The organism is Sanguibacter antarcticus (assembly GCF_002564005.1).
In the GTDB taxonomy this organism is placed as follows: Bacteria; Actinomycetota; Actinomycetes; order Actinomycetales; family Cellulomonadaceae; genus Sanguibacter; species Sanguibacter antarcticus.
In genome coordinates, this window is the sequence record NZ_PDJG01000001.1 from 2,181,084 (window position 1) to 2,202,527 (window position 21,444).

23 protein-coding genes are annotated in these 21,444 nt (G+C 71.2%); 7 read left to right on the forward strand and 16 right to left on the reverse strand.

Annotated features, from left to right (window positions below; all coding sequences use genetic code 11):
• Nucleotides 1-35: 35 nt before the first annotated feature.
• On the reverse strand, nucleotides 36-731 hold the full coding sequence (locus ATL42_RS09985; protein WP_098455211.1) for a demethylmenaquinone methyltransferase: 696 nt from the start codon (nucleotides 729-731) through the stop codon (nucleotides 36-38).
• A 60-nt stretch (nucleotides 732-791) separates the two neighbouring features.
• On the opposite strand from ATL42_RS09985, the gene ATL42_RS09990 reads away from it, so the two are divergent.
• On the forward strand, nucleotides 792-2,129 hold the full coding sequence (locus ATL42_RS09990) for an isochorismate synthase (RefSeq protein ID WP_098456490.1): 1,338 nt from the start codon (nucleotides 792-794) through the stop codon (nucleotides 2,127-2,129).
• 108 nt (nucleotides 2,130-2,237) lie between these two features.
• Here ATL42_RS09990 and ATL42_RS09995 read toward each other — a convergent pair whose 3' ends face one another.
• From ATL42_RS09995 to ATL42_RS10010, 4 genes are all read right to left on the reverse strand, one after another.
• Nucleotides 2,238-3,797: a S1C family serine protease gene (locus ATL42_RS09995; protein ID WP_098455212.1), complete on the reverse strand. Its 1,560-nt coding sequence runs from the start codon at nucleotides 3,795-3,797 to the stop codon at nucleotides 2,238-2,240.
• Nucleotides 3,798-3,901: 104 nt separating this feature from the next.
• Nucleotides 3,902-5,794, reverse strand: a complete 1,893-nt coding sequence (gene menD / locus ATL42_RS10000) for a 2-succinyl-5-enolpyruvyl-6-hydroxy-3-cyclohexene-1-carboxylic-acid synthase (RefSeq protein ID WP_098455213.1) — start codon at nucleotides 5,792-5,794, stop codon at nucleotides 3,902-3,904.
• Complete coding sequence (locus ATL42_RS10005) at nucleotides 5,791-6,753, reverse strand: o-succinylbenzoate synthase (RefSeq protein WP_098455214.1); 963 nt, start codon at nucleotides 6,751-6,753, stop codon at nucleotides 5,791-5,793. The genes menD and ATL42_RS10005 overlap by 4 nt, the downstream gene beginning before the upstream one ends.
• 9 nt (nucleotides 6,754-6,762) lie before the next feature.
• Nucleotides 6,763-7,344 carry a TetR/AcrR family transcriptional regulator gene (locus tag ATL42_RS10010; RefSeq protein ID WP_098455215.1) on the reverse strand — a complete coding sequence of 194 codons (582 nt, stop codon included), beginning with the start codon at nucleotides 7,342-7,344 and terminating at the stop codon, nucleotides 6,763-6,765.
• Nucleotides 7,345-7,425: 81 nt separating this feature from the next.
• Between ATL42_RS10010 and ATL42_RS10015 the strand changes: the two genes are divergently transcribed.
• Nucleotides 7,426-8,412, forward strand: a complete 987-nt coding sequence (locus ATL42_RS10015; RefSeq protein ID WP_098455216.1) for a 1,4-dihydroxy-2-naphthoyl-CoA synthase — start codon at nucleotides 7,426-7,428, stop codon at nucleotides 8,410-8,412.
• 16 nt (nucleotides 8,413-8,428) lie between these two features.
• Here ATL42_RS10015 and ATL42_RS10020 read toward each other — a convergent pair whose 3' ends face one another.
• Nucleotides 8,429-8,707, reverse strand: a complete 279-nt coding sequence (locus tag ATL42_RS10020) for a hypothetical protein (protein ID WP_098455217.1) — start codon at nucleotides 8,705-8,707, stop codon at nucleotides 8,429-8,431.
• Nucleotides 8,708-8,828: 121 nt separating this feature from the next.
• Nucleotides 8,829-9,932 carry a DUF3048 domain-containing protein gene (locus tag ATL42_RS10025; RefSeq protein ID WP_245862404.1) on the reverse strand — a complete coding sequence of 368 codons (1,104 nt, stop codon included), beginning with the start codon at nucleotides 9,930-9,932 and terminating at the stop codon, nucleotides 8,829-8,831.
• Between the two features lie 90 nt (nucleotides 9,933-10,022).
• Between ATL42_RS10025 and menE the strand changes: the two genes are divergently transcribed.
• Together menE and ATL42_RS10035 are read left to right on the forward strand one after the other, a co-directional pair.
• Complete coding sequence (gene menE, locus ATL42_RS10030) at nucleotides 10,023-11,186, forward strand: o-succinylbenzoate--CoA ligase (RefSeq protein ID WP_245862406.1); 1,164 nt, start codon at nucleotides 10,023-10,025, stop codon at nucleotides 11,184-11,186.
• A 41-nt stretch (nucleotides 11,187-11,227) separates the two neighbouring features.
• A complete protein-coding gene (locus ATL42_RS10035) occupies nucleotides 11,228-12,097 on the forward strand; it encodes a 1,4-dihydroxy-2-naphthoate polyprenyltransferase (RefSeq protein WP_098455218.1) in 870 nt (289 codons plus the stop codon).
• Here ATL42_RS10035 and ATL42_RS10040 read toward each other — a convergent pair.
• Nucleotides 12,071-12,445, reverse strand: a complete 375-nt coding sequence (locus tag ATL42_RS10040; RefSeq protein WP_098455219.1) for a DUF4229 domain-containing protein — start codon at nucleotides 12,443-12,445, stop codon at nucleotides 12,071-12,073. The genes ATL42_RS10035 and ATL42_RS10040 overlap by 27 nt on opposite strands.
• A 30-nt stretch (nucleotides 12,446-12,475) precedes the next feature.
• Between ATL42_RS10040 and ATL42_RS10045 the strand changes: the two genes are divergently transcribed.
• The gene (locus ATL42_RS10045; protein ID WP_098455220.1) at nucleotides 12,476-12,973 is read left to right on the forward strand and encodes a PLD nuclease N-terminal domain-containing protein; all 498 of its coding nucleotides are present in this window, start codon (nucleotides 12,476-12,478) and stop codon (nucleotides 12,971-12,973) included.
• Between the two features lie 82 nt (nucleotides 12,974-13,055).
• Here the strand turns inward: ATL42_RS10045 and ccsB are convergent, their stop codons facing one another.
• From ccsB to ATL42_RS10075, 6 genes are all read right to left on the reverse strand, one after another.
• On the reverse strand, nucleotides 13,056-14,078 hold the full coding sequence (ccsB, locus tag ATL42_RS10050; protein WP_098455221.1) for a c-type cytochrome biogenesis protein CcsB: 1,023 nt from the start codon (nucleotides 14,076-14,078) through the stop codon (nucleotides 13,056-13,058).
• A complete protein-coding gene (gene resB / locus ATL42_RS10055; protein ID WP_098455222.1) occupies nucleotides 14,065-15,930 on the reverse strand; it encodes a cytochrome c biogenesis protein ResB in 1,866 nt (621 codons plus the stop codon). Before resB ends, ccsB begins: the two co-directional genes overlap by 14 nt.
• Nucleotides 15,931-16,671: a cytochrome c biogenesis CcdA family protein gene (locus ATL42_RS10060; protein ID WP_098456494.1), complete on the reverse strand. Its 741-nt coding sequence runs from the start codon at nucleotides 16,669-16,671 to the stop codon at nucleotides 15,931-15,933.
• 102 nt (nucleotides 16,672-16,773) lie between these two features.
• Nucleotides 16,774-17,421, reverse strand: coding sequence for a TlpA family protein disulfide reductase (locus ATL42_RS10065; RefSeq protein WP_245862410.1), 648 nt, complete (start codon nucleotides 17,419-17,421; stop codon nucleotides 16,774-16,776).
• Nucleotides 17,422-17,498: 77 nt separating this feature from the next.
• Nucleotides 17,499-18,143, reverse strand: coding sequence for a histidine phosphatase family protein (locus ATL42_RS10070; RefSeq protein ID WP_098455223.1), 645 nt, complete (start codon nucleotides 18,141-18,143; stop codon nucleotides 17,499-17,501).
• 53 nt (nucleotides 18,144-18,196) lie between these two features.
• Nucleotides 18,197-18,664, reverse strand: coding sequence for a MarR family winged helix-turn-helix transcriptional regulator (locus ATL42_RS10075; RefSeq protein WP_098455224.1), 468 nt, complete (start codon nucleotides 18,662-18,664; stop codon nucleotides 18,197-18,199).
• A 231-nt stretch (nucleotides 18,665-18,895) separates the two neighbouring features.
• Between ATL42_RS10075 and ATL42_RS10080 the strand changes: the two genes are divergently transcribed.
• Entirely contained in the window at nucleotides 18,896-19,441 is a 546-nt protein-coding gene (locus tag ATL42_RS10080; protein WP_098455225.1) for a YceI family protein, read from the forward strand.
• Between the two features lie 91 nt (nucleotides 19,442-19,532).
• On the opposite strand, the gene ATL42_RS10085 is transcribed toward ATL42_RS10080, so the two are convergent.
• Nucleotides 19,533-20,252 carry a redox-sensing transcriptional repressor Rex gene (locus tag ATL42_RS10085; protein ID WP_425443213.1) on the reverse strand — a complete coding sequence of 240 codons (720 nt, stop codon included), beginning with the start codon at nucleotides 20,250-20,252 and terminating at the stop codon, nucleotides 19,533-19,535.
• Complete coding sequence (locus ATL42_RS16725) at nucleotides 20,207-20,506, reverse strand: glutaredoxin family protein (protein WP_342748129.1); 300 nt, start codon at nucleotides 20,504-20,506, stop codon at nucleotides 20,207-20,209. The genes ATL42_RS10085 and ATL42_RS16725 overlap by 46 nt, the downstream gene beginning before the upstream one ends.
• 36 nt (nucleotides 20,507-20,542) lie before the next feature.
• Between ATL42_RS16725 and ATL42_RS10095 the strand changes: the two genes are divergently transcribed.
• Nucleotides 20,543-21,442, forward strand: coding sequence for an HAD family hydrolase (locus tag ATL42_RS10095; RefSeq protein ID WP_425443200.1), 900 nt, complete (start codon nucleotides 20,543-20,545; stop codon nucleotides 21,440-21,442).
• Nucleotides 21,443-21,444: the final 2 nt, after the last annotated feature.

Genomic DNA, 21,444 nt, shown 5'->3' on the forward strand with positions numbered 1-21,444 from the left:
GTGCAGCACTGATCGGCCGAGGCCGTCTCCTGCTCTCAGACCGGTCGTGTCCCGCGGTGCAGCGCGACGATCCCACCGGTGAGGTTGCGGAACCCGACCTTCCCCCAGCCTGCCTGGAGGAGGAGCCGGCCCAGCTCCTGCTGGTCGGGCCACGCCCGGATGGACTCCGCCAGGTACTGGTACGAGCCGGCGTCCTTGGTCACGGCACCGGCCACCTTCGGCAGCGCGCGCATGAGGTACTCGGTGTAGACGGTCCGGAAGGGCGCCCACGTGGGCTGCGAGAACTCGCAGATGACGATGCGGCCACCCGGGCGGACCACCCGCAGCATCTCGCGCAGCGCGCCGACCGTGTCGACGACGTTGCGCAGCCCGAACGAGATGGTCACCGCGTCGAAGGATCCGTCGGCGAACGGCAGCCGGGTCGCGTCGCCTGCGGTGAAGGGCAGGTCCGGACGGCGTTCCTTGCCCACAGCGAGCATCCCGAACGAGAAGTCGCACGGCACGACGCGGGCACCCGCGTCGACGAACGGCTCGCTCGACGTCCCTGTGCCGGCCGCGAGGTCGAGGATGGTCTCGCCCTCCTGAGCACGCACGGCGCGCACCGTCGCCCGGCGCCAGTAGCGGTCCTGCCCCATCGAGATGAGATCGTTCGTGAGGTCGTAGTGGCGCGCGATGCCGTCGAACATCGACGCGACCTCAGTGGGCTTCTTCTCCAGGCTGGCACGTGACATGCGTCAATGTTCTCACTCCGCGGCGATGTCAACGCTGGCCCCGTCGTACGCTTGGAGGCGATGAGCTCCCAGCCGGATGCCGCGTTCCCGGGCGTCACACCACCACCCGCCTCGGCGACCCTCATGGTCCGCACCACCCGGATCGACGACCTGCCGCAGGACCCGGGGGCGCTCCTCCGGCTCCTGCCCGCCGAGGGCGCTCTCGCCTGGGTGCGCCGCGGCGACGGTCTCGCAGCCTGGGGCGAGGTGGCTCGGATCGAGACGTCCGGTGCCGCGCGCTTCGCTGACGCGGAGCGTGCCTGGGCCACGATGCGCTCCCGTGCGATCGTGCGCGACGAGATCGGGCTCCCCGGCACAGGCCCTGTCGCGTTCGGCTCCTTCGCGTTCGACGAGTCGTCGAGCGCCGGCGGGACGCTCGTCGTCCCGCGCGTCGTCGTCGGCCGGCGAGGACCGGTCGCGTGGATCACCACGCTCTCGACCGTCGACACCGTCCCGATGCTCGGCCCCGTCCCGACCCTCGACGCTCTGCGCGGCGACGACCCGGCCGTGACCTCTCCCGGCACGGTCACGTACTCCCCCGGCGCCGTCGAGGACGACGACTGGACGGCCGCCGTCGAGGAGGCCGTCGCCCGGATCCGCGCAGGCCGCCTGGACAAGGTCGTCATGGCTCGTGACGTCGTCGCCCGCACCGAGCACCCCATCGACGCGCGATGGCTGCTCACCCGCCTCGCCGACGAGTACGAGAGCTGCTGGACGTTCTGCGTCGACGGCATGGTGGGCGCCACGCCCGAGCTGCTCGTCCGGAGCGAGAAGGGCCTCGTGACCTCTCGCGTGCTGGCCGGCACCATCCGTCGGACGGGTGGAGAGGACGCAGACCTCGCCCGCGCGGCCGCGCTCGCGCACTCCTCCAAGGACCTCGAGGAGCACGAGTACGCGGTGACCTCGGTCGCCGAGGCGCTCCGGCCGTTCTGCCAGTCGCTCAACGTGCCCGAGACACCGTTCGTCCTCCACCTGCCGAACGTCCTGCACCTCGCCAGCGACGTCACCGGTGTGCTGTGCACAGCGACGGAGAGCGGTCACACGCCGTCGAGCCTCAGCCTCGCGGAGGCGCTCCACCCGACGGCCGCGGTGTGCGGAACCCCGACCGCCGCTGCGAACGACCTCATCCGCGAGATCGAGGGCCTGGACCGTGCCCGCTACGCAGGCCCGGTCGGTTGGCTCGGCGGAGACGGAGACGGCGAGTGGGGCATCGCCCTGCGCTCCGGGGCTCTCGACCCCGACGACCCGCACCGCATCCGGCTCTTCGCCGGCTGCGGGGTCGTCGCGGCCTCCGAGCCCGGAGCAGAGCTCGCCGAGACCGAGGCAAAGCTCGAACCGATGCGCCACGCGCTCGGCTGACACCGAGCGGCACCACAGCGGATACGACGACGGCCGACGCTCGAGGAGCGTCGGCCGTCGTCGTGCCTCACGAGGTCCCAGGGGGGGCGGAATCTCTGAGGAGCTGTGTCAGCGCTGGCCCGGGAAGAGCCCGCCGAAGTCAGGGATGTTGCTCGGGCTGTCGGGCTCGCCGCTGCCTGTTCCGGGGTCGGTGCCGGAGTCAGTACCTGGGTCGGTCGACTCCTCGGGCGCCGGCGTCGTGCTCGTCGCGTCCTCCGCCTTGGTCGCCAGCGTCACGGTCACGTCGAGCGCCTCGCCGTCACGGACGATGGTGAGCGTCACCTCGGTGTCGGCCGGCAGCGCGCGCACGAATCCGGTGAGGGACTCCGCGCCCGTGACCGGGGCGCCGTCGATCGCGACGATCACGTCGTCGACCTGCACGTTCGCCTCGGACGCCGGAGACGACTCCGAGACCTCCTTGACGACCGCTCCCTGGCGCGTCGTCCCGTCAGCGGTGCCCGTCCCGTCGGTCAGGCTCACACCGAGGAACGCGTGCTCTGCCACGCCGTCCTCGATGAGCTGCTCGCCGATGTGCTGGGCGAGGTTCGCAGGGATGGCGAAGCCCAGACCGATCGAGCCGCTCTGGCTCTCGCCCGAGGACAGCGTCGCGATCGACGAGGTGATGCCGATGACCTCGCCGCTCGCGTTGAAGAGCGGGCCGCCGCTGTTGCCGGGGTTGATCGCGGCGTCGATCTGCAGGGCGTTCGTCACGACGGAGGTACCGGTCCCCGAGGTCGTGGCGGTGCTCACCGGGCGGTCGATCGCCGAGACGATGCCCGTCGTCGCGGTGTTCGCCAGGCCGAGCGGGTTGCCCATAGCCATGACAGGCTCGCCGACGACGACGTCGTCGGAGTCGGCCAGCACGGCGGACTGCAGGTCGTCCGGCGGGTCGACGAGCTGGACGACAGCCAGGTCGGTCGCGGGGTCGAGGCCGGTGATCGTCGCCTCGTAGATCCGTCCGTCGCTCAGCGTGACCTGGACGGTGTCGTCGTTGGCGCCCTCGACGACGTGGTTGTTCGTGAGGATGTGACCGTCGCTGTCGATGACGACGCCGGACCCTTCCCCGGACCCTGACTCGGTGGTCACCTGGATAGACACGACAGCCGGAGAGACCGCCGACGAGACGGCCTGCCAGTCGGGGTTCGTCTCGGTCGAGGAGGCCACGGGGACGTTGACCGAAGAGTCGGACGCCTGGCCGAGCGTCCCGAACACCGTCGACCGGGAGGTCCCTGCGGTCGTGCTCTCGTCGCCCAGCTGCCCGGTGAGGGCCGCGGTTCCCAGGCTCGCTAGCACCGCAGCAGCGACAGCGGTGGCAGCGACGGGCAGGAAGAGACGACGACGGCGCACCTGCACCGTGCCGGTCGGCTGCGGCGGTCCGGCCTGCCAGTACGCGGCTGCACCGCCGGCAGCGGGGCCGCCCGGAGGAGGGCCGCCGGCGAAAGAACCCGCGACCGGGGCGGCGGGCTCTGCAGGTGCGGCGTACGCTGCCGGCCCGGCCGGTGCAGCTGGTGCGGCCGGTGCAGCTGGTGCGGCCTCGTGCCAGGCGCTCGGCGGCGACGGGACTGGTCCCGGGGCGTACGGGTTCGTGCTGGGGATGTGCTGGGTCTCGTTCTCGTTCGGTGTGGTCATCGGGGATCACCCTCCTTCGGCTGAGACCTACTCAACACCCGGCGGCTGGGACAGTCCTTGGGCTTTGCTGGGGATTTGCTGCGAGTTCTGGGACACCGGCGTGCTCAGAGCGCCTCGACGACTGCCGCCGCGAGGTCCTGAGCGCTGTGGTGACGGCTGGCCCTCTCGACCCGGACCTCGACGACGCTCACCCCGCGCGGCGGGTTCGCCAGCATGTTCTCCAGCTGCTCGGCGCTGCCGACGAGGTCGTGCTGCACCCCGTACCCGGCGCACAGCGAGCCCAGGTCGGCACCGTGCGGAGTGGCGAAGACCCGCTCGAAGAGGGCCTGGTCCTGGGTCCGGCCGTGCTCGAGGGTCGCGAAGATGGAGCCTCCGTCGTCGTTGACGACGACGATCTGCACGTCTGCCGTCGGCTCGGACGGCCCGACGAGCAGACCGCCCGCGTCGTGGAGGAACGTGAGGTCGCCGACGAGCGCGCGGACCGTCGGGCCGGATCCGGTGCGTTCCGCCGTGGCCCGCGGGTCCTGGAGACCCAGCGCGACGCCGAGGACGGTCGAGAGCGTGCCGTCGATCCCGGCGAGGCCGCGGTTCGCCACGACCACCGGCGGCTCGGCCCAGCGCGCGACGAGGTCGAGGTCGCGGACCGGGTTGCTCGATCCGATGACGAGCACGTCGTCGGGCTGAGACACCCGGGCGACCATGGCGGCCACCTGGAGCGCATCGAGCGGACGGACCGCACCGCCGACACCGTCAGCGCTGTCATCGCCGTCCGCGCCGCACGCGACGGACCGGTCGACCACCTCGGCGGCCATGGCCGACGCCGACTGCCACGTGCGCAACCACGCGTCCGGTCCGGACTGACCACCCGCGCCGCCGTCAGTCTGGCCGGCGACGAGCCACGCCGGCGGCACGTCGGCCAGGACGTGGGCTGCGCCGCGTGCTGCGTCGGGCCACTGGCCCGCGCCGGGCGCGACGACCACGACCCGCACGTCGGGCCGCGCGAGCAAGGACTGGACCGGCCGCGAGAGGGTGGGACGACCGAAGACCGCAACCTGCCGGACGGCACCAACGAGGGCTGGCGAGCCGAGCACGAGCCGGTGCGCAGCGACGAGGTTGGGACCGCCTGCAGAGCCGGACGAGGCCTCCGCGAGCAGAGGCCAGCCACGGGACTCGGCTACCGCCCGCGCAACGGCACCGGCGCTGTCCCCCGCGACGACGACGGTCGCGGTCACGTCCGCGACGCCGTCAGGGTCGAGGACCGTGCCGACGACCGTCGGAGCGACCGCGACGAGGCCGCCCGGCATCGGCTGCTCGCCCTGCGGTGCGGCCGGAGCAGAGAGCTCCGCGAGCTCGGCGCTGGTCGGGGCGAGCGGCTCCCGGTAGGCGAGGTTGAGATGAACAGGCCCTGGGACGCGGGTGCGCGCACCCGAGGCGGCAGCGACCGCGCGGCTCACGACCGCCCGCAGGTCCTGGAGCTCGCCAGGCCGCCCGGTCGGCGCAGGGACGTCGACGCCGAGGCGGACAGCACCGGCGAAGATCCCCACCTGGTCCGCGGTCTGGTTCGCCCCCGTGCCGCGCAGCTCGTGCGGGCGGTCGGCTGTGAGGACGAGCAGAGGGACCCCGGCGTGGTGCGCCTCGAGCACCGCGGGGTGGAGGTTGGCCACAGCCGTGCCGGACGTCGTGACGACGGCCACCGGCGGAGCGAGGCGCGACGGGTCCGCAGACCGCGCGACGCGTGCCTGCCCGGCCCGAGCCAGACCGAGGGCGAGGAAGCCCGCGTCGCGTTCGTCGATCCGCACGTGGAGGCGGATGCCACCGCTGGAGCCCGTGCCGTCACCGCTCGGCTCGCCCGGTGCAGGCGCCCAGGCCATCGCCGCGAACGCGTACGCGAGCGGTGCGCTGCGCGACCCGGGAGCGAGCACCACGTCGCGCACCCCCAGCAGGTCCAGGGCCTGGACGAGCGCGTGGGCCCCGGCGATCGACGGCGAGAACGTCATGAGGTGCGTCCCTCGCTCAGGGCACGGACCCGGTCCACCCGCTCGATCCACGCTCGCGCCCTGTCCGGCGCGAGCCGCCGGGCATCGGTGCGGTCGAGGCACGCCGCGTCGGGCGCAGGTCGCCGGACCGCCAGCATGCCGTCGACCGGGAGGAGCGGGTCAGGGACGACGTCGTGCACGAGGAGCTGGGCCGTCGCGAGGCCGCACGCGTACGGGAGCGCGGGGAGCGCGGCCGCGAGCGCGAGCCCGGCGGCGAGCCCGACGGAGGACTCGAGCGCCGACGAGACGACGACCGGCAGCCCGACCTCCTCGGCGAGACGCAGGCAGGCGCGGACGCCGCCGAGCGGCTGGACCTTGAGCACGACGATGTCGGCAGCAGCGGCCCGCACGACGGCGAAGGGATCTTCCGCCCGCCGGATGGACTCGTCTGCGGCGACGAGCACGTCGGTCCGTCGGCGTACCGCGGCGAGCCCGGCGACGTCGGGGCACGGCTGCTCGACGTACTCGAGGCCGCCGGCGGCGCGGTCGAGACGCGTCAGCCGTGCGACCGCCGTGTCGGCGTCCCAGGCGCCGTTCGCGTCGATGCGGACATGACCCGTGGGTCCGAGCGCGTCGCGCACCGCCTCGAGGCGGGCGATCTCGTCGCCGATGCTCTGGCCGCGTTCGCCGACCTTGACCTTGGCGGTGCGGCACCCTCCGGAGGCACGGACGATCGCGTGCGCCTGCTCTGGTCCTGTCGCTGGGACGGTGACGTTCACGGGCACGTGGGTGCGCAGGGGGTCGGGCCACCCTGTCTCGGCGGCCTCGACGGTGGCTGCCCACCAGGCGGCGGCCTCGGCGTCGTCGTACTCCCAGAACGGTGAGAACTCCGCCCACCCTGCAGGGCCGTCGACGAGCACGCCCTCACGGACGTCGAGGCCGCGGAAGCGGGTGGTCAGGGGTGTGGAGTAGACGTGCACGCCCCCAGGTTAGGCGCTGGTGCCCTCGGGCAGCAGCACGTGGAGCAGCACGGTGGCTGCGCGGCGCCGGATGTCGTGCCCCTCGCTGAGCGCGGAGACCGCAGCCCCGTCGACGAGCGCCACGACGAGCTCGGGAGAGAGCGTGAGACCGAGCGTGGCGAGCAGCTCCCCGACGGCGGTGTCGAGCCCGGCGCGCCCTGCTGCGTAGGCCGCTGCGAGCGCACGGCTCCGGCCTGCGGAGACGAGGTGCTCGTAGTGGCCACGGACGGCTGTCTCGTCTCCCTCGGGCAGGACCGCGTCGGCGAGGGTGCGCGCGTGCTCGTCGACCGTGCTGGGCCCGGCGACCGTGGCGGCGACGGACTGCGCGTGCAGGGCCCACTGCTGGGCCAGTCGTTCGCCGGCCGCGCCGACCAGGTCGTCCAGGGAGGCGAAGTAGTAGGTGGTCGCCGCGAGCGGGACCTCGGCGCGGGCGGCGATGCCACGGTGCGTCACGGCCGCTGGGCCGACCTCGAGCACGAGCGCGGCGGCGGCAGCGACGATCGCGTCTCGGCGCGCGACTCCTCTGGTCTGGCGGCGTGGTGGTGGGTGCACGCTGTCGACGCTAGCCGTGGGATGTGTACTGGGTGTTTCAGGAACGTTCGTGCCATCTCTGGCGTCGCCTACTGTGGAGCGGTGAGCGAGATCCCCACCTCAGTGTCCGAGACCTTCGATCCTCGACGATGGCGCACGGTCGCCGGCTTCGAGGAGCTGACCGACATCACGTACCACCGTGGGGTCGCCAGGCCCGACGACGAGTCGGCTGACGCGTCGGCTCCCGAGCGGGACCTCCCGGTCGTGCGCATCGCGTTCGACCGCCCGGAGGTGCGCAACGCCTTCCGCCCGCACACCGTGGACGAGCTGCACCGCGTCATGGACCACGCCCGGATGACGTCTGACGTGGCGGCGGTCATCCTCACCGGGAACGGTCCGAGCGCCAAGGACGGCGGCTGGGCGTTCTGCTCTGGCGGCGACCAGCGGATCCGTGGACGCGACGGGTATCGGTACACGACCGACGACGCGTCGGGCCGGGCTGCCGAGACTGCCGACCACATCGATCCGGCGCAGGCTGGGCGGCTGCACATCCTCGAGGTGCAGCGGCTCATGCGGACCATGCCGAAGGTCGTCATCGCTGTCGTGAACGGGTGGGCGGCCGGTGGCGGGCACTCCTTGCACGTCGTGGCGGACCTCTCCGTCGCGAGCCGTCAGCACGCACGGTTCAAGCAGACGGACGCCGACGTCGGCTCGTTCGACGCCGGGTACGGCTCGGCGCTCTTCGCACGCCAGGTGGGTCAGAAGCGCGCGCGCGAGGTCTTCTTCCTCGCGCGGGAGTACTCGGCCGAGGACGCGTACTCGTGGGGTGCGGTCAACGAGGTGGCTGACCACGCGGACCTCGAAGACCTGGCCCTCGAGTATGCGCGGACGATCGCGACGAAGTCCCCGCAGGCGATCCGGATGCTCAAGTTCGCGTTCAACCTCGCCGACGACGGCCTCGCCGGGCAGCAGGTCTTCGCCGGCGAGGCGACGCGTCTGGCGTACATGACGGACGAGGCGGTCGAGGGCAGGGACGCGTTCCTCGAGCGCCGGGCGCCCGACTGGTCCGCGTTCCCCTACTACTTCTGACGCCCGGCCCTGGGGCTCAGGTGCTCGAGAGCAGCCCGGCCATGAACTCGACGAGGTCGCGGCTGAGGTACGCAGCGCCGAGCCCGAGCCCGACGAGCCCGGCGAGGGACAGGAGCAGGGGGACGACCGACGCGGCACGGCTGGGCTTGCCGCCGCGGTCGCTCGGCCCTGCCGAGCGGCTCACGACGCGTCCTGACCGGACGACGCGCAGCCCAGAGGCGACGAGAGTGGCCCCGAACCGGGACCGGACGTTCGGGACTGGCAGACGGGCGTGCGGGTGAGAGAGAACGACCATGGTTCAACAGTGCCCTCTCGAGGGCGTTCTGCACGTCGGGCCCGAGGATGGGACCGAACCGTGACCTGGTCCGACGACAGGAGGAGACGCTGGTCCGCGCGTCCACCCACAGGAGGAGTCATCAGCTCGTCGAGAACGAGCCGGTCGTGTTGGGGACGAGCTCGACCCACGTCTGACCGGGCGCCAGGGTGACCGGGCTCCCGTCGGCCGCGGTGAGCACGAACGGGGACGAGGCGTCTGTCTTGCTCCACGTCGCTTCCACCGACCTTCCCCCTGATGCGACGAGAGCGGTGCCGCTCCCGATGACCTCGGACTCGGGGACCGGCGAGCCGGCAGGATCGACCGTCCCCGTGTCGTACATGGCTACGTTCATGACGACGACGTTCTTCGCGGAGAACCGTGCGCCGGTCGACGAGACCGCGGCCGTCCCTGCCTCGGCGCGCTGGAAGGTCCCCGACGCCGCGTCCCACGTCCACGACGGGTGGCTGTAGGCAGACATGGTGATGGAGATCGCGTTCGTCGGTGCGCCGGACGCTGCGGCGCTCGCCTGCGCCTCGTCCCGCGCGAACACGAACTCGGGCGCGGGCGCTGCGGAGTGCTCAGCGTCCGCTTGAGCCAGGAACGTCGAGGGAGTCCCGAAGACGTTGTGCGGGGCCACGCGGGACGACGTCCGGTAGAAGCCTGAGGCGCCCGCGTCGTGGCTCACGACCTGGAGGCCTACCTCGCTCACGGAGCTGACGAAGATCGGCTGCCCGCCGGAGAAGACCAGGAGCCCGCCCAGCGGCGCGATGATGTTCGAGTCCATCGGGCGGACGGACCGGATCGGTCCGACCTCCTCGGGGACCTGCGAGTGGTAGACCGCGATGTAGCGCGTGATGCCGCCCTCGACCATCTCCTCCCACACGACGTCGGCCTGCTCCAAGCCTGTCTGGGGTCGAGCGTCCTTCGAGTTCTCGATCTTCACGGCGACGGCCGGGCGGGTGGCGACGTCGGTCGCCTCGACGCCGGTAAGCGGCCACGTGAGCGGGAGGGCAGGCTCGGGCGGTGCGACCTTGTTCGCGGTCGCGGCCGGGGTCACCTCGATCGTCGGGGTGGGGACGGGCTGCTCTGGGTCGTCGGAGCACCCGGCGAGCACGAGCGCGGCTGCACACAGTCCGGCGGCCACGACGTTCCGTGCGGCACGCGGCGGACGAGCGCCTCGCTGCGCGCGGGAAGGGGTCGGCACGGGTGTCTCCTCAGATCGTCAGCGGCCCCGGGGTCGGTCACCGGGACGGGTTCGTGAAACCCACACTATGGGCGCGCCTAGTCTGAAACCGTGATTGCCACATCGGAGCGGCACAGCGCGCCGCGAGACCTCGATCTGTCCGCGCACGGCCGACGCACCCTGGACGAGCTCGTCTCCGGGGTCCACGACGTCCTCTCCGTGCCGTCCGGGACACCCGGACCGTGCGTCCTCGTCGCGACCTCAGGATCGACCGGTGAGCCCCGCCGGGTGCGCCTTCCTGGGCATGCGCTGCGTGCCTCCGGCGAGGCCACGGCAGCCCGGCTCGGCGGTCACGGGCAGTGGCTCCTCGCCCTGCCGACCGAGCATGTCGCGGGCCTCCAGGTGGTCGCCCGCTCGGTCCTCGCCGGCACGTCTGCGGTCATCCTCCCGCTCGCCGGAGGGTTCCGTTCCCGGGCGTTTTCCGCGGCGTCTCGCGGTTTGACGGGGCCGCGCCGCTACACGGCGCTGGTCCCGACCCAGCTCCACAGGGTCCTCGAGGACGCCGCGTCCGGTGACGACGCGGGCCTCGTCGCAGCCCGGACCTTCGACGCCGTCCTCGTCGGTGGTGCGGCCACCTCACCGGCCCTCCTGGACGCTGCCCGGACCGCCGGCATCAGGGTCGTCACGACCTACGGCATGAGCGAGACCGCGGGCGGGTGCGTCTACGACGGCACCCCGCTCGACGGGGTCGACGTCGAGGTCCGCGACGGCCGCATCGAGCTCTCCGGACCGGTCCTCGCCGACGGGTACGACGGCGACGACGAGGCGACGGATGCAGTATTTTTCACCCGGTCTGGTCGGCGGTGGTTCCGGACGAACGACGTCGGCGAGATGACGGTCACCCCCGACGGGAGCCCCTCCCTGCGTGTCCTCGGCCGGGCCGACGACACGCTCGTCTCCGGCGGGGTCAACGTCTCCCCCGCAGCGGTGGAGTCTCTCCTCGTGGGGTGGGGTCCGCTGCGGGACGTGTGCGTCGTCGGCGTTCCCGACGAGGTCTGGGGCACACGGGTCGTGGCCGTGGCCACCCTCGCCTCCGGTGCCGACCCGGTCGACGTCCTCCCGCAGGTGCGTGCCCGCGTCACCGATACGCTAGGGGCTCCCGCCGCGCCGCGAGAGATCGTCCTCGTCGGCGAGCTCCCGCTCCGGGGACCGGGAAAGGTCGACCGCAGGGCCACGACCGAGCTCGCGGCACGACACCTCGCCACCGAGCACTGACCGATGCACAGCACTGCTGCAGAACGCTAGAACGGAGCTTCATGGCCACGTCATCCGAGTGGTTCGCCGGCGCACGACCCCGGACCCTGCCCGCTGCGGCGACCCCGGTGCTCGTCGGCACCGGAGCCGCCGCCCAGATCGACGGCGTCGACCCCGTGCTCGCGGTCCTCGCCCTCGTCGTCGCCCTCGCCCTGCAGATCGGCGTCAACTATGCCAACGACTACTCCGACGGTGTCCGTGGCACGGACCTCGACCGGGTCGGGCCCCTCCGCCTGACCGCCTCGGGAACCGCCCCGGCGCGCTCGGTGAAGATCGCGGCCTTCGTCGCGTTCGGTGTCGGCTCGGTCGCGGGCATCGCGCTCGTGGCGCTCTGCGGCCACTGGTGGCTGCTTGCCGTGGGTGTGCTGTCGATCGCTGCCGGGTGGTACTACACCGGCGGCAAGCACCCGTACGGTTACCTCGGTCTCGGCGAGGTCGGCGTCTTCGTCTTCTTCGGTCTCGTAGCCGTCCTCGGGACGACGTACACGCAGACGGACCAGGTCACCGCCGCGTCGGTGCTCGGAGCCGTCTCGGTCGGCCTGCTCGCCTGCGCCATCCTCATGGCGAACAACATCCGTGACATCCCGACCGACGCCGTCGTCGGCAAGCGCACCCTCGCGGTCCGGCTGGGCGACCGCCGTGCCCGGCACACGTACGTCGCGATGATCTGGCTCCCGCTCCTGCTCGGAGCGTTGTCCGCGTTCGCGAACCCCTGGGCCGTCATCGTCCTCCTGCTCGTGCCGCCCGCGGCGCTCCTGAGCATCCCGGTGCTCGCCGGTGCTCGCGGAAAGCTGCTCGTCCCGGTCCTCGCCGCGACAGGGATGTACGAGCTCGGTTTCGGGGCGCTACTCGCGCTCGGGCTCGCCATCTGACGTCGTCGCGACAGGCTTCTGCGGGGTCGCGTGCGTGGGCTTCTCCAGGTCTGCGGGCAGAGGGGACGGACCGGCAGCGGCTCCGTCGATACGTGCGTCCTCGGCGGCGGCGTCGTCTTCGATGCCCCGGCTGAACCGTTCGCCGCCGGCGGCACGACGTGCGCGACGCTCCGCGATCTCGACGGCAGCAGACTCTCGCGGACCGCCGAGGAGGATGTAGGAGACCATGAGCGCCAGCAGCGCTGCGACCACCACCAGCTGGATCGACCGCATCCCCACCTGGTAGAGAACCACGGCGATCACGACGAGCAGCGCGAGTCGCAGGACGGAGTATCTCAGCAGGGCCACGCTCTCAGGGTAAACGCTTAGGGTGGGTAGATGTCCCGCGTCCTAGCAGTCCTCGCCGCCTTCGGCCTTCTCGTCTATGCCTTCTCCGACTTCGCCAGCAGCGATGCTGAGGACCGTGGTGACATCCCCCGCTGGCTGTGGCTCGTCATCATCGTGATCCTCCCCTACTTCGGTCCTCTCGCCTGGATCGCCTTCAGCCGGTCGCGCCGCGCTCAGGCGGCTCGCGAGCAGAGCGGCCAGGCCCGTGGGCGCGGCGCAGCCTCACAGCGGCGGACGCGACGGCGCGCGACCGGCCCCGTCGCCCCGGACGACGACCCGGACTTCTTGTGGCGGCTCGCCCAGGAGCAGCACCGTCAGGCACGAGACGAGCAGAGCAAGAACGCCACAGGAGCAAGCGGCACAGCAGGCGGCACGCAGTCAGCCGGACCGACCGGCGCAACCGGTGACGGTCTCGCGGACGGACCGACCGATGACCTCCACGACGACCTCCGCAAGGACGACACACGGGACGACGAGACACCCGCCTGACACGGAGGGCGCCCAGGTCACCCTGGGCGCCCTCGGCAGCAGATCGGTGGTCCGTCGGACGGTCGGGCTCAGACGGTCGGGCTCAGATGGTCGGGCGCTTGACGCCCGAGTACGAGTGGAGCCCGCTGAAGAGGATGTTCACCGCAGTGAAGTTGAAGATCACGCACCCGTACCCGACGAGCACGAAGTAGGCGGCGCGTCGTCCTGACCAGCCGCGCGTCGTCCGGGCGTGCAGGTAGGCCGCGTAGACGACCCACACGACGAAGCTCCAGACCTCCTTGGGGTCCCAGCCCCACGGACGGCCCCACGCGCCGTCAGCCCAGATCGCTCCGCCGATGATGGTGAACGTCCACAGGACGAACCCCACGGCGTTGATGCGGAAGCTCATCGCCTCGAGAGCGACCGGTGTCGGGATCGTGTCGAGGAAGCGCCAGTTCATGACCTTCCACGCAGCGACGTTACGGCCGCGCACGACAGTCCCCTGCCCGTGCAGGAGCGTCGAGCCGTTGTCCCGAGAGTCGCGCAACAGCTGGAGCGCGCTCATCGCGAACGCGACCGTGAACACCCCGGTCGCGGCGACGGCGACGCCGACGTGGATGACGAGCCAGTAGTCCTGGAGCGCGGGCTGGAGACCGTCTGCCTCGACGTGCAGCCCGTTGATCGCGATCATGAGGAACGTCACGACGATGAACGAGACGATGACACCGAGGAACCGGACGTCGCGCCACAGCTGCAGCACGAGGAAGAGCCCCGCGGCGACGAAGGTGCCGGTGAGCCAGAACTCGTACATGTTCGCCCACGGGACGTGCCCCGCGGCGAGGCCACGCAGCACCACGGCGACGAGGTGGATCGCGAACCCGGCCCACATGGTCGACATCGCGATCCCGAGCGCCTTGGACGACCGCGGTGCGTCGAGGACGGCGACCGAGCCCCCGGGCGACTCCGGTGAGCCGCCGGACTCCGCCGTCGATGCGCGTTCTTTGGCTTTGCGCTGCCCGACGGCGTCGGTGGCGTGCGCGAGGTCGGTCGCGAAAGCGACCATCGCGATCGTGTACGCGGTCGCGGCTCCCCAGACGAGGGTGTCGCTGATCTCACCGAGATTCATCGGTCGGCCTTTCAGGTTCCTGCTTCGACGGTCGAAGGTCTGACGGAGAAGTGTCGTGGGTGTCTGCGGCGCTGCGGCCCGGCAGGTGCGCGAGCAGCGCGTCGACCTCCCCCTGGAGGCCCAGGTCGTCCCCACGGGCGAGGCCTGCGACCTCGACCACTGTACGTCGCACCGGCGTCTCGCCGCCGGTCGGCCGCTCGGGGTCCGGGCCTGCACCGGCGGGCACGTCCTGGACCGAGGCGCGCACCCAGACGCGTCGACGCGGCGTGAAGAGCGACACGCTCACTCCGGCGAGCGCACCGAGCGCGAAGACGAGCGTCCAGACGAGGGACGGGTCGTGACGCAGGTCGAGAGCGACGAAGCGCGGCAGCTCGGCGAACTCGATCGTCCCTAGCCCGTCGGGGAGGTCGACGGTCTCGCCCTTGCCGACGACAAGGGTCACGGGGCTGCCGTCCTCGTCGACGGACTGCGTCATGCCGTCGGTCTCGAGCTGGTAGACGTTCTGCGGCACCCCGTCGTCGAGACCGAGGTCACCGTGGTAGACGCTGAGCACGAGAGCCGGGTTGATGGGGTCGGGGAAGATCGATCGTGCGCCCGCCTCGGTGATCTCAGCCGTCGGGAGGAAGAACCCGACGAGACCGATCTGGTCCCCGGTCGAGACGTCGGGGATCTTGATGACTCCCTGCGACGTGTAGACGTCGTCCTCGGGAAGGAACGGCACGGGGCCCGAGAACGCGATCTCGCCTGCGGCGTCCCGGACGACGACGTCTGGCGCGAAGCCGTTGCCCTGGAGGTAGATCTTGGCACCGGACTGGGTCAACGGGTGGTTGACCTTGATGGTCTCCGAGCGCGACGTCCCGTCGGTCTGGCGGACGGTGACGTTCGCCGTGAAGTCCTGGGCCTTGGCGTCGGTGATGCGGAAGACCGACTCGAAGGAGTCGAGCGTCATGGAGAAGGGCTCGAGCGAGTCCTCCTGGAAGAGCGCACCGCTGTCGAAGGTGTCGTAGTCGACGACGGCGTTCGCGAAGCCGCGTCCCTCGGTGACGATCGCCTGGCCGCGGTACTCGAGCAGCTGGCCGGCACCGAACGAGATGAGGAGCCCGAGCAACGAGATGTGGAAGACGAGGTTTCCGGTCTCGCGCAGGTAGCCGCGCTCGGCGCTCACGACGAGGGCCCCGCTGCTCTCGGTCGCTGCCACCACGCGGAACCTCGGCAACCAGCGCAGTCGTCCGCGCAGGTGCGCGGCGGCGGCTGCTGTCACCTGCTCGGGCGACACGTCGTCGGCGTCGGCCACGTAGCTCGCCGTGGCAGGGAAGCGTGCGAAGCGCCGTGGCGTGCGGGGCGGGGCGCTGCGCAAGGCGTGGAAGTGGGCTCGGACGCGCGGCAGGATGCACCCGACGAGCGAGACGAACAGGAGGATGTAGACGGCGGAGAACCAGACGGACGCGTAGACGTCGAAGAAGCCCAGACGGTCGAGCCACCCGCCCAGGGTCGGGTTGTCGAGGAGGTACTGGGCGACGTCGGCGGGGCTCTGCTTGCGCTGGGGAAAGATCGAGCCGGGGACCGCGGCGACCGCGAGGAGCATGAGGAGCATGAGCGCGACGCGCATCGAGGTGAGCTGTCGCCACGCGAAGCGCAGCAGCCCGCCGCGGCCGAGCTCTGGTAGCCGCGGCGCGGCGGCGGCGGCGTCCGGGTCCGCGGGTCGGGCTGTCCCCGCCGTCTCAGCAGTCTCAGCCGTCTCAGCCGGCTCAGCTGTCTCAGCCGCGCGGGAGCGGTCGTCGGAGAAGGAGTCGTCGATGCCCTCAGGGTGGTACCTGCGGTCGCGCTCCGAGGGTCCGGAAGGTGTGGTCACCTAGATCACCGTCTCTGTTCCGCCGATGAAGCCTTGCACGGCGCGGCTCCAGTCGCCCCAGAGGCCGGTGACGAGAGCGAGCCCGATCGCGATGAGGAGCGCACCGCCGACACGCATGATCACGAGCCGGTGCGTTCGCAGGAAGGCCAGGCCACGCTTGCTGCTCTGCAGACCGAGCGCGATGATGAGGAACGGCGCACCGAGCCCGATGCAGTAGACGACCGCGAGGATGCCACCCCGCGCAGCTGATCCTTCACCGAGGGCGAGCGCGTAGATCGCGACGAGGGTGGGGCCGAGGCACGGCGTCCAGCCGAGGCCGAACGCGAAGCCGAGGAGCGGCGCCCCCCAGAGCCCGGCGTCGGGGCTCGCGTGCAGACGTCTCTCGCGCTGGAGGAAGGGGACGGCTCCGAGGAACGCGAGGCCCATGAGGACAACGACGAGCCCGAGGACGCGGGAGATCTCGTCCTCCCAGCGTGTGAGGAAGGACCCGACCGTCCCGGTGAGGATGCCGATCGAGACGAACACGACGGCGAAGCCGAGGATGAAGAGCGAGACCCCGAGCAGGACCCTGCCACGACCGGGGACCGGTCCGCGGGCACCACGCGCCGCTCCCGGTCCGCCGACGCTGGAGGCTGCGAGCCCGCTGACGAAACCGAGGTAGCCGGGGACGAGCGGGAGCACGCAGGGCGACGCGAAGGACACGAACCCCGCGAGGAGCGCGACGGGGACGGCGAGCAGCATCGAGCCGGAGAACGCCGTGGAGGCGAAGGTGTCCCCGACTCCCGCGAGCACCGGTCCGGAACCGCTCACGACGACCGACGCGGCGAGTGAGGTCACCACGGCTCAGGTGCTCGGTTCGGCAAGGACGTCGTCGATGAGTCCGTCGAGGGTCGAGGCTTCGATCTGTCCCAGCACGCGTGCGGCCACGCGTCCTTGACGGTCGAGCACCACCGTCGTCGGGACGGCCTGGACCGGCACGACGTCCTGGAGGGCGGCGACCGCGGAGCCGTCCGTGTCAGCGATGGACGGCCACGTGACGCCGTGCTCGCGCTCGAACGCGAGGGCTGCGCCGCTGTCGTCCGTGCCGTTGATGCCGACCAGCCGCACCCCGTCGGAGGCGCGCTCGGTCGCGACCTCGAGCAGGGCAGGCACCTCGGCGCGGCACGGCGGGCACGCTGCGTACCAGGTGTTGAGGACGACGATCTCGTCGCCGTCGCCGATCGTGTCGACGGGGTCCCCGGAGAAGTCGGTGCCCGAGATCTCGACGGGGTCCGTCCGGTCCGCGACGGACCAGGTCTGCAGGCTCCCGTCGCCAGAGGCGTACCCCTGGCCGACGACGTCGCCGGTGTCGGTGTTGCCGGACTCGGCCGTGCACGACGAGACGAGGAGCGCTGTGGCAGCGGCCACGACGATCACCGCCGATCGGGACGGTGTGCGGTGGGCAGCCGTCGGACGGGCGCGACGACGGACGGCGAGAACTGCAGGGATCACTCCCCCACTATCGCTGATGGGACTGAGAGATCTCTGAGAGACGCGCCCGCCGTCGCCCCTGGTCTCGGAAAGAGCGGTCAGGCGCCGGAGACCTGGCTCGCTCCGGGCAGGAGGTCGGCGGCGGGCTCGGTGTAGTGCAGCCCGACGAGAGCGTCGCCGTCGAACCGGAAGGAGGTGACCGATGCGAGCGAGCACTGGCGGTTGCGCGGGTCGTGCCAGAGCCGCTTCCCCTCGAAGCCCCGACGTGCCATCCAGACCGGGAGCTGGTGGCTGACGAGCAGGGCCTCGTGCCCTTCTGCCTGCTCACGGGCCGTGTGGACGGCGGCGTGCATGCGTTCCACCTGCTCCTTGTACGGCTCCCCCCACGAGGGGCGGAAGGGGTTGATGAGGTAGGGCCAGTGTTCCGGGTGGCGCAGCGAGCCGTCCCCGACGCCGAAGCTCTTTCCCTCGAAGTGGTTACCCGCTTCGATGAGCCGCTCGTCGGTGCCGAGCTCGACGCCGAAGGCCGCTGCCGCCGGGGTGGCGGTCTCCTGGGCCCGTTGGAGCGGCGAGGCGGTGACGACGGTGATGTCGGCGCCCCCTGCCACGAGGTGTTCGGCGACGCGTCGCGCCATCTGGTGCCCGAGCTCGGAGAGGTGGTACCCGGGGATCCGTCCGTAGAGGATCTTGTCGGGGTTGAAGACCTCGCCGTGGCGCATGAGGTGAACTGTTGTGACGGACATGCTTCACAGTCTCCCAAAGATCGGTGCGGATGAGCGCATCGTCGCGCGTCGGGTCAGGTGCGGCAAGCGAGCGAGACCAGCTCCATCGCTTCTCCGAGGACGTCGAGCTGCGCAGGCGTGAGGACGTCGACGAGGTGTCGACGTACCGAGCTGACGTGCCTCGGTGCTGCGACCACGAGCGCGGCGGCCCCGGCGTCGGTGAGCGTGCAGTTCACGCCCCGGCCGTCGGCGACGCAGGACTCGCGGACGACGAGCCCTCGCTCTTCCATCCGACGGATGGTGTGGGTCACGCGGCTGCGCGAGTGAGCGAGGTTGTCGGCAAGCTGTGACATGCGCAGGGTCCGGTAGGGGCTCTCGGAGAGTCGTACGAGGACCTCGTACTCGTTGAGCGAGAGGTCTGCGTCGTTCTCCAGGTCCCTGTTGAGCGTCTCGCTGAGACGCGCTGTTCCTTCGAGGAACGCCCGCCAGCTCGCCTGCTGCTGGTCGGTGAGCCACAGGACCTCGGTGTCTTCCATCATCATGGCGCAGTTTCCCCCCTGCATCGGCCCCGCCCTCTACGGCGCCTGTGTATCCAGGACGATAGCGTGCCTCGGCCCAGAACCACGTGTCACGGGTGTCTCCGTCGACTTTTGTCCCTGCTTGACACCTCCGGCCTTGACATAGTCGAACGTTCAAGTAATGTAGTGGAAAGTTCAACCGGCGGGACTGGTCGACATCCGGCCCACGTTCGCCCACAGACCAAGGAGATCCTCATGACCGCTCTTCCCACCGGGCTCACCGCCGGCACCTACACCGCCGACCCCACGCACACCTCCGCGACGTTCACCGTCCGGCACGCAGGCATCTCGAAGGTCCGTGGCAGCCTCGCCGTCTCGACAGCGGTCCTCACCGTCGGCGCGGACATCGAGACCTCCTCGGTCACCGCCACGCTCGATGCCGCCTCGATCAGCACGGGCAACGACGACCGCGACAACCACCTCAAGAGCGCCGACTTCTGGGACGTCGAGAAGAACCCGGTCTGGACCTTCGTCTCCACCTCCGCCGCCGCGTCCGGCGACGACTTCGCCGTCACCGGTGACCTCACCATCAACGGCGTGACCCGCTCCGTCGTGCTCACGACCGAGTTCGTCGGCATCGCCACCGACCCGTACGGAAACCACCGCGCCGGCTTCGAGGCAAAGACCGAGATCTCCCGCAAGGACTTCGGCCTCACCTACAACGCCGCGCTCGAGGCCGGTGGCGTCCTCATCGGCGACACTGTGAAGATCGCGATCGACATCTCCGCCATCAAGGGCTGAGCCGCACCTCGCCCGCGCCTCGACCGCACAGCACGACACGTCTGGGCCCCGCCGTCATGACAGGGCCCAGACGCGTCTCAGCGCACCTGACTCACCGTTCCTGGCGCACCCGGGAGTGGAAGGCGAGGATCTGCAGCTCGCTCCCGACGTCCACCGACCGGAGCTCGACGCCCGGCGGGACCTGCAGCGCGCACGGCGCAAAGCTGAGGATCTCCCGCACGCCGGCCGCCACCACCGCGTCGCACACCTCTTGAGCGCGGTCGCCCGGCACCGCGATGACGACGATCGACACCCCACGGGCCTGGACGATGCCGTGCAGCCCTGCCACGTCCTCGACCACGAGGCCGGCCACCGTCTGACCGACGACAGCCGCCGACGCGTCGAGCAGCGCAGCAACCGTGAACCCTCGGGCGACCAGACCGGAATAGTTCGCGAGCGCGTGCCCGAGGTTGCCGACGCCGACGATCGCGACCCGCAGCTCCTGAGCGTCGCCGAGCGCCGCACCGACCTGGTCACGCAGCCGGACCACGTCGTACCCCACGCCGCGGGTACCGAGCGAGCCGAGGTAGCTGAGGTCTTTGCGGAGCTGCGCCGGTCTCACGCCTGCGAGGTCAGCGAGCTCTGTGGAAGACGTGCCCACGACGCCGCGCGCCGCGAGGTCCCCGAGCGCCCGCAGGTACGTGGGCAGCCGCTCGATGCTCGCGGACGGCATCTCGCGCGCCAGCTCCTCCGGTCGCTCCACGGTGCGCCTCCTGGCCTGCTGTCTCAGCGGGTGAGAAGCCGTCGGAGCCGGTTCTCGTCGATCCGCCAGAACCCCTGTTGTACACCGTCGACGGTCACCACGGGGACAGAATCGCTGTACGCCGCGCGCAGCGCGTCCGAGGTGTTCACGTCGACGGCGGTCCATGCGGTCCCCGTCTCGCTGCACACGCGCTCGACGAGCGCGCACGCGTCCTCGCACAGGTGACAGCCCGCACGCGTGTAGACGACGACGCGCGAGGTCACCTCGGCGGGGTCCGACGACTCTGTGCCCGACCGTTCATGTGCCGCTCTGTCACCGTTCACCAGAGCAACCCTAGAGGGCTGACTACAGTGGTGCGTGTGCGCACCGACGAGTCTGACCCGGAGACCGGAGAGACAGCGGCCGACGCCGCCTCACAACAGCTCGTGACCGAGACACGCACCGCACCCGGTGCGTCCCCCGCCGTCGACGGGTGCTCCCGCCGGATCGCGGCGTTCTTCGACGTCGACAACACGATCATCCGCGGTGCGTCCTCGTTCCATCTCGCCCGTGGCCTCTACGCGCGCGGGTTCTTCCGCAAGCGCGACCTCGTCAACTTCTTCTTCCAGCAGGCCCGCTACATGACGTTCGGGGAGAGCAAGCAGCAGATCAACGAGGTGCGCTCGCGCGCCCTGCTCCTCATGACCGGGCACTCGGTCGCGGAGGTCGTCGCGATCGGCGAGGAGGTGTATGACCAGGTCCTCGCGCTGCGGATCTTCCCCGGGACGCAAAAGCTCCTCGACGCGCACCTCGCGGCCGGCCACCAGGTGTGGCTCGTCACGGCGACCCCGGTGGAGATCGGCGACCTCATCGCCCGTCGTCTCGGAGCCGACGGTGCCCTCGGCACGATCGCCGAGCACGCGAACGGCTTCTACACGGGGCGGCTCGTCGGCGACATGATGCACGGCCAGGCGAAGGCCGACGCGGTCCTCGCCCTCGCCGAAGAGCACGACCTCGACCTCGCAGGGTCTTCTGCCTACGGCGACTCCATGAACGACGTGCCGCTGCTCTCGACCGTCGGCAACCCGTGCGCGATCAACCCTGACCCCCGGCTCCGCAAGCACTCGAAGACGGTCGGCTGGCCGGTGCGCGAGTTCCGCGGACGGCGCCGGACCGCCCAGCGAGGGCTCACGACGGCTAGCTGGGCGGGTCTCGCCTGGGCGGCCGGGCTCGTCGCTCGCTCTGCGACCAGGTCGGTGCGAGCACGCTTCCGGCCCTGACC

Bases quoted from the DNA above. Each gene is read 5' to 3' on its own strand.
- ATL42_RS10070 (WP_098455223.1), bottom strand. From the start codon at position 18,143: ATGTCCGTCACAACAGTTCACCTCATGCGCCACGGCGAGGTCTTCAAC.
- ccsB (WP_098455221.1), bottom strand. From the start codon at position 14,078: ATGAATCTCGGTGAGATCAGCGACACCCTCGTCTGGGGAGCCGCGACC.
- ATL42_RS10080 (WP_098455225.1), top strand. From the start codon at position 18,896: ATGACCGCTCTTCCCACCGGGCTCACCGCCGGCACCTACACCGCCGAC.
- ATL42_RS09990 (WP_098456490.1), top strand. From the start codon at position 792: ATGAGCTCCCAGCCGGATGCCGCGTTCCCGGGCGTCACACCACCACCC.
- ATL42_RS09995 (WP_098455212.1), bottom strand. From the start codon at position 3,797: ATGACCACACCGAACGAGAACGAGACCCAGCACATCCCCAGCACGAAC.
- ATL42_RS10045 (WP_098455220.1), top strand. From the start codon at position 12,476: ATGTCCCGCGTCCTAGCAGTCCTCGCCGCCTTCGGCCTTCTCGTCTAT.
- ATL42_RS10035 (WP_098455218.1), top strand. From the start codon at position 11,228: ATGGCCACGTCATCCGAGTGGTTCGCCGGCGCACGACCCCGGACCCTG.
- ATL42_RS10020 (WP_098455217.1), bottom strand. From the start codon at position 8,707: ATGGTCGTTCTCTCTCACCCGCACGCCCGTCTGCCAGTCCCGAACGTC.
- menD (WP_098455213.1), bottom strand. From the start codon at position 5,794: ATGACGTTCTCGCCGTCGATCGCCGGGGCCCACGCGCTCGTCCAGGCC.
- ATL42_RS10075 (WP_098455224.1), bottom strand. From the start codon at position 18,664: ATGATGATGGAAGACACCGAGGTCCTGTGGCTCACCGACCAGCAGCAG.
- ATL42_RS10060 (WP_098456494.1), bottom strand. From the start codon at position 16,671: ATGCTGCTCGCCGTCCCCGTCGCGCTCCTCGCGGGGTTCGTGTCCTTC.
- ATL42_RS09985 (WP_098455211.1), bottom strand. From the start codon at position 731: ATGTCACGTGCCAGCCTGGAGAAGAAGCCCACTGAGGTCGCGTCGATG.